The organism is Levilactobacillus yiduensis (assembly GCF_024718525.1).
Classification (GTDB): domain Bacteria; phylum Bacillota; class Bacilli; order Lactobacillales; family Lactobacillaceae; genus Levilactobacillus; species Levilactobacillus yiduensis.
Genome location: NZ_JAMXAZ010000047.1, coordinates 1 through 6,410 on the forward strand (window position 1 = coordinate 1; position 6,410 = coordinate 6,410).

Genomic DNA, 6,410 nt, shown 5'->3' on the forward strand with positions numbered 1-6,410 from the left:
TTACGTGGCCTCAAGTAACTGCCGAAAACCTACATTTCTTTCTGCCGAAAACCTACATTTTTAAACTGCCCTTGACACTTTAATCTGAAATCTGGATTCTGTTTAGTAAATACTGGTGTTCTACGACTGCGCATTTCTTCTTTAATTTTATGTGCATACTTCTTATATTTAAAATAGTCATTGCTAACAAGGATCTTATTTAACGTACTACCGTACGCCCAAAATTCTCTGAGGTCTGCGGCAACCCTTAAATCTGGATACCTAGAAACGACGTATGAAGTCATCTCTTTAGTGGCTTCGATTAAATCGAATGATGCTTTAGAAAAATTAGAACGTGTTATTGATCCATTCCTAAGCTTATAATTATATTTCGATTCACCACCGACAACAATTTTCTTAGCCTTAGCAACAAGTCTATACGTTGTTGAACTATCCTCAAATAACTTCCCATTGGGAAACTTAATCCCATCGAATAATTCTGTACGATAGATCTTTCCCCACACAGATAAGTCCAGTATTTTCCGTTGTAAAACTAACTCAAACCATTTCTTTTGCGAAATAAGTTTAGCTTTTTTAGAAAACTCAAAATTTCTTTTTAACTTTCCTTGAATAACTATTCTATGCTGACAACTCGCAATTGGCACATCAAACGTACAGATAAGGTTCAAAAGATACTCAACATAGTCCATATCGACGATGTCGTCAGAATCCACAAAGGAAAGATATTTTCCTTTTGCTAAACTTACACCCAGGTTTCTGGCAGCAGAAATACCCTTTCTTTCTGTGGTCACAACCCTAACACGTTCATCTAAACGCAAAAATCCATCTAAAATATCTGGTGTAGCGTCATCTGAACCATCGTTAATGACTAATATCTCTAGATTAGCATACGACTGTACTCTAACAGAGTTTATGCAATCTTTAATAGTCTTTTCGTTGTTGAAAGATGGAACAATTACCGTTACTAATGGTTTAATCATTCAACCCCTCCAAAAAACATCAATATAAACGTATATCAAAAATGTGTTTGTTTTCCTCCCAGTGAGAATTTTCTGAGGAGAAAATTACTTAGCTTATTCAATGTGTGTTTTTTCCCAAATTGACGCCATTTAACTTCTTTAAATTTGATTTGATTACGCTGCAACCACACATCCAAGAGTAACTCCGAAATATATCCAAAAATTCTCTTTTCCTGCCCTGTATAGTTGGAAACATCTAGTGTCGCTTCCAGTTGGAAAAGGATTTTAAATAGCCACTCACAATATTTATCAAATTGTTCTTTTTTCATAATAAACATATTGAACATATGAGCGCTCCGCTTTTTTATTACTGAATCAAAGCTCTGTACATAGGTCGGAAAGGCCTTTTGAATTATTCGGCGTGTCATGTCAAGTGCTTCGGAACCATGTGCGTGAATGAAATGCGAGTAATTCGTTTCTATATAGTAATTTCTCTTTTTAGGAACGATAGCCTCATAAGAATTCAAAATATCTTCAACATCCTCGGACTTCAACACCCCACTCAAGTTCAAGCCAGCAGATCCCATAAAGTAACGCCTATAATGTACCAATCCAACGGCATCGACGTCTTCTAAGTTTTTCCAGGCCCAGTAAACTGCAGTCAACTCACTGTAATGAGGATTTTTTTTTGAAATATTTTCTCCCTCATCATCTCGTTGATAATCAATTCCCTCACGATAATTTTGGGTCGCCCCAACCAATACCGGAAGATACAGATTTTTGTCATTGGGCATGGGAAACTCTTTATGTGCGGCAACCAAAATTTTGATTTTAATTGTTATCCCTCCGTATCAACTGCTTTCAATAAGCCCCATTAGGCTTAACAAACACCGCAACCGTCCGAACCAACATATACAGATCAAACCAGAATCCGCGCTTCTCAATATATTTCAAATCCAATCGAACCATCTGCTCAAAGCTGGCATCGTTACGCAATGTAACCTGCCACAAGCCAGTGCAGCCGGGTTTTACTGCCAACCGTTGCTTATCAAATGGCGTGTATTCGGCTACTTCTCTTGGCAGCGGTGGCCGTGGTCCAACTAGACTCATTTGACCCAGCAGCACGTTAACTAGCTGTGGCAGCTCATCAATACTGTACTTGCGTAAGTAGTGGCCTAACCGGGTGATGCGCGGGTCTTCTTTCATTTTAAACATGGCACCGGCAACATCATTTTGGGCAATCAATTTTGCTTTCTTTTTATCCGCACCCACAATCATTGAGCGGAATTTATACATTCGAAACGGCCGCTGATACTTTCCTAACCGAATCTGAGAATAGATCACGGGCCCCTTGCCGTCGTCTAACTTAATTAAGAGCGCCACAATTAAAAATAATGGTGACAGGATGATCACTGCAATTAAGCTCGCCATAATATCAAATAGCCGCTTACAGAATCGATATATGTATCGATGTTGCTGATAGACAACATCAATGGAAGGGGATTTTATTTTACTTTCACGATATTCCATCAGAACAACCAAAACCTTCTTTTCTTCTTGACCGCCGAGAGTCGCTTGAAACTCGGCAATGCGATATCATCCCCATTAATAATCGCTTTAGCATTATTCTTAAATCTTGCTGCTGTTTCTGCCCCTGCCTGGTCCGCTAACTTTGCGAACGCGTCGGCCATTAGGAACCGACGTCCCTTGAAGTTGTGGGCATCCGAGGCAAAGGTCACCCCCATACCAGCATTGATAATCTTTGCTGTTAACTTCTCAACCGAGTCCCCAAATACACCGACATAACTACTAGCCGTCAGCTGCGTTAGGCACCCCATTTGCATAAAGTCATAGAGTTTATCTGGGTCCGTTTGAAACCCGTGATTCCGTTCCGGATGGGCAATCACCGGTACGATACCCCGCGTCTGCAGGGCAAAGATCATTTCTCTGGTGTAGGCTGGCACCCCACTATGGGGCAACTCCAACAACAGATAGTGCTCGTTGGCGTCCAGAAACAAAATATCGTCCGCATCCAGGGCTTTCATCAAGTCCCCGGTCAAGTGAACCTCTTGTCCCGCAAACACCGTCAGCGGGATTTCAGCCGCTTCCAATGCCGTCTGGAACGCTGTTGTCTTCGCCAACACATCCGCCTTATGGTTCACGTAGGTCCCGTCCATGTGGTGCGGCGTCAAGACGATGTGTGAAATGCCCTGTTGGACCGCCACTCGCGCCATGCCCAGCGACATGTCCAAGTCTTTTGACCCGTCATCTACGCCCGGCAACAAGTGACAGTGGAGATCGATCAACCCCATTATTTATCATCCGTTCCGTAATAACCGCTGTAACCCTTACCGCCATAGTAATTGCCACCATAATATTTACCACCGTAGTAGCCACCGGACTTCGCTGCCGTGACCCGGTTCATGATGGCGCCTAAGATGTTGGCGTGGACGGTCTCCAATAATTGCTTAGCTCGGCGAACACCATTCTTATCCGCAATCCCCTGTGGAACCACGAGAATCGTGCCGTCTACCTGTGCCGCCAACAACTGTGAGTCTGTGACGGTGTTGACCGGTGGCGAATCCAAGACGATCAAATCACACTGGTCGGCCAGTTCCTTCAGTAGCGTCTTAAACCGGTCACTATCCAGCAATTCTGCTGGGTTCGGTGGCACGGGGCCGCTGGTGATGACCGCGAGATTATCGACTACGGTCGGTTGAATAATCGTGGCGACATCAACGTGTCCTGACAGATACGTCGTCAATCCCCGGCGATTACTGATGCCAAAGGTCCGGTGAACCGTTGGCCGACGCAAATCCGCGTCAACCAGGATCACGCGCGTCCCCTGCTTCGCCCAGGTAACGGCCATATTGTTACTAATCGTCGACTTCCCTTCGGACGGGTCCGATGAGGTAAACAGGATTGATTGGAGTTGCCGATCAACCGCTGAGAACTGAATGTTTGTCCGAACGGTCCGAAACTGTTCCGCAATCTGCCCCTTGGGATCAGAATATGTGACCAAGCCCACACCGTAACGAAGACTGGTATTATCTAGCTTTGCTTTTCGTCGTTTTAACCATGCCATCGCTATCACCTACACCCTTCTTCGATGTTCTGAATGGACGTGGACACTGCCCTCCGTCACGATTCCTAATTTCTGGTGACCATTTTGCTTTTCAATCGCCGCCATGTCGATCTCACTGATGACACCCAGACTCGTTAATCCCAGCTCATCCGTCAAGAAGTCCTCGGTCTTCACGGTCCGGTCGGTGACCTCGCGTAAGAAGGCCAGCACAACACCCAGTAAGAGCCCGGCAACCAGGCCAATCAACAGGTTCAATGACTTCTTCGGACTGACCGGTGTATTCACGGCGTGCGCCTTAGAAACGATCGACACGTTATTGATACTCATCATCTTAACCACTTTTTGCTTGAACACCTTGGCCGTCTCGTTGGCAATGGCAGCCGCAGTGGTGCCGTCAGTTGCCTTAGCGGTCACTGAGAACACCTGCGAGTTGGTTTCATTGCTAATGGTCAAGGCGTCCTTGATGCCCGCCTGTGAGCCCGGATAACCCGGGTAAGACGCCAACGTCCGGTTCACGCTGGCCAAGACCGTGGGACTCGTAATAATATCCTTATATGTACTGATCATCTGGACGTCGGCTTGTACCTGCTGCAACTGAGCGCTTTGGTCGGTGGAAGAAAGTTTACGGTTGACTAAGATTTCCGTGGTCGCCTCATACTTGGGCGTCATGATGAAAAATGTCATGAAGAACGCCGCCACAAAGACAACAACGGTCGTTATCGTGATTAACTTCAAATGTTTCCGTAAGATGCCCACGATTTGCATCAAGCTAATTGTCTGTTCTGAATCCATACTTTCCTCCAATACACCAGTTCGTTAACTTAATTTATTGAAATCTTTAAAAAACACAACTGTTAAAAATGATATCACATAAATTAATTAACTTCAAAAACAATTTCATGTGAATTAACATCAGTCCTTGATATTTAACCCATCATTATGAAGATAATTATACTATAACGCATTGTCCACAATTAAAACATTCTCATTACAATTTTTGTGTGGTATTGATCAAGTATTGGTCATGAATGTTCGCCCTTTCAACCATTGTCCAGATTCATGACCTTTACGCCGGCGCGCATCCCCGCCGCCAAGTAGACGTCAAAAAGAACCGTCGGCACACGGCTGCCAACGGTTCTTAATTTACAAAATTATTTTTAACAACACCTTAAAAACCATTCCCGGGACCACCATTACCGCTATCGCCAGTCGTATTGGTACTGCCGGTATCACTAGTCGTAGTCGATGACGTGGCATTCAACTGGGCAATCGTCCCGGTCGTCTTGTGTGTCAAGCCCAGCGCCGTGCGAATATAGTTCGTGACTCGCTGAAGTTCGGATTTTGACGCCACTTCCATACTTTGGCCATCGATGGTCTCGCTGGTCCCTTGCAGGTGGGTGGTCTTGATGTGGTGCGTGGCCTTCCGGTAGTTGGTGGCCAGCGCCGTCAGGTCATCAAAGGTCAGGTCGGTCTGCGTTTGCTTGGAGAGTGACGAGATGAAGGACTCGTTCAACAGGGACGTCACCGAATTGGATTTGTTCAGTAAGGCCATGATGACCTTCCGTTGCCGCGTTTGCCGGCCGTAGTCCCCTAACGGATCGTCGTCTCGCATCCGGGAGTAGGCCAGCGCCTTCTTGCCGTTCATGTGCGTTTCGACGCCCTTCTTGAAGGAATAGCCGCCATAGCTAAATGACAGGGACGGCTTCAGGTCCACCCCACCGACCTCGTCGATGATCTTCTCCATCCCACCCATGTTGATGATGGCATAGAAATCAATCGGGACGTTCAGCATGTCCTGCACGGTCGTGATGGCCGTCTTGGACTTGCCATAGGCGTAGGCCGCGTTGATCTTAGACAGCCCGTAGTCCTCGTAACCCGGAATGGTCACGGCCGTATCCCGCGGCAAGCTGGTGATGGTCGTCTTATTCGTCGCTGGATTCAAGGTGACCACCATCATGCTGTCTGTCCGCCCAGCAAAGGTTCGGCCCAACGCCCCGGTATCGGTCCCCATCAACAGGATTGAAACGGGTTCCTTATCCTTTAAGACCTGGTTAACGTTCCGGAGTTTCTTCACACCAGATGCCTTGTAGGTCTTATCGACGGAGTCTTTAATGCTCTGATATTTACGCATGCCATACACGGTACCGCCTGCTAATAGCGCAATCACCAAAATGATTAGGAGATTACGGATCGGATGCTTCTTTCGACGCGGCCGTTGCCGCTTTTCCATTGCCATGGTTTGATAGCCACCCTTTCAATCCAGCCGATTCTGTGCCGACTGGGGGATTTATTGAGAGCGTAAAATATCTTGTGTAAATGCATAAAAGATTTCTGAATTGTATAGAAATAGGGAATGCCTTCCCTTA

General features: G+C 45.9%; 7 protein-coding genes. All 7 read right to left on the reverse strand.

Going from position 1 to position 6,410, the window contains the following annotated elements:
- Positions 1-29: 29 nt before the first annotated feature.
- On the reverse strand, positions 30-980 hold the full coding sequence (locus tag NGM66_RS13940; RefSeq protein WP_258115829.1) for a glycosyltransferase family 2 protein: 951 nt from the start codon (positions 978-980) through the stop codon (positions 30-32).
- Positions 981-1,015: 35 nt separating this feature from the next.
- A complete protein-coding gene (locus NGM66_RS13945) occupies positions 1,016-1,795 on the reverse strand; it encodes a DUF4422 domain-containing protein (protein WP_208911007.1) in 780 nt (259 codons plus the stop codon).
- Positions 1,796-1,820: 25 nt separating this feature from the next.
- Complete coding sequence (locus tag NGM66_RS13950) at positions 1,821-2,489, reverse strand: sugar transferase (protein WP_208909213.1); 669 nt, start codon at positions 2,487-2,489, stop codon at positions 1,821-1,823.
- Positions 2,489-3,271 carry a tyrosine-protein phosphatase gene (locus NGM66_RS13955; RefSeq protein ID WP_208909212.1) on the reverse strand — a complete coding sequence of 261 codons (783 nt, stop codon included), beginning with the start codon at positions 3,269-3,271 and terminating at the stop codon, positions 2,489-2,491. Before NGM66_RS13955 ends, NGM66_RS13950 begins: the two co-directional genes overlap by 1 nt.
- Positions 3,271-4,044 (reverse strand): CpsD/CapB family tyrosine-protein kinase, encoded by a 774-nt coding sequence (locus tag NGM66_RS13960; protein ID WP_209279974.1) that lies wholly within the window; start codon positions 4,042-4,044, stop codon positions 3,271-3,273. The genes NGM66_RS13955 and NGM66_RS13960 overlap by 1 nt, the downstream gene beginning before the upstream one ends.
- Before the next feature lie 9 nt (positions 4,045-4,053).
- Complete coding sequence (locus NGM66_RS13965; RefSeq protein WP_208909210.1) at positions 4,054-4,836, reverse strand: YveK family protein; 783 nt, start codon at positions 4,834-4,836, stop codon at positions 4,054-4,056.
- Between the two features lie 376 nt (positions 4,837-5,212).
- On the reverse strand, positions 5,213-6,274 hold the full coding sequence (locus NGM66_RS13970) for an LCP family protein (protein ID WP_208911006.1): 1,062 nt from the start codon (positions 6,272-6,274) through the stop codon (positions 5,213-5,215).
- Positions 6,275-6,410 lie beyond the last annotated feature (136 nt).

Coding starts and splice junctions, on each gene's coding strand:
- NGM66_RS13965 (WP_208909210.1), bottom strand. CDS start 4,836: ATGGATTCAGAACAGACAATTAGCTTGATGCAAATCGTGGGCATCTTA.
- NGM66_RS13955 (WP_208909212.1), bottom strand. CDS start 3,271: ATGGGGTTGATCGATCTCCACTGTCACTTGTTGCCGGGCGTAGATGAC.
- NGM66_RS13960 (WP_209279974.1), bottom strand. CDS start 4,044: ATGGCATGGTTAAAACGACGAAAAGCAAAGCTAGATAATACCAGTCTT.
- NGM66_RS13940 (WP_258115829.1), bottom strand. CDS start 980: ATGATTAAACCATTAGTAACGGTAATTGTTCCATCTTTCAACAACGAA.
- NGM66_RS13950 (WP_208909213.1), bottom strand. CDS start 2,489: ATGGAATATCGTGAAAGTAAAATAAAATCCCCTTCCATTGATGTTGTC.
- NGM66_RS13970 (WP_208911006.1), bottom strand. CDS start 6,274: ATGGAAAAGCGGCAACGGCCGCGTCGAAAGAAGCATCCGATCCGTAAT.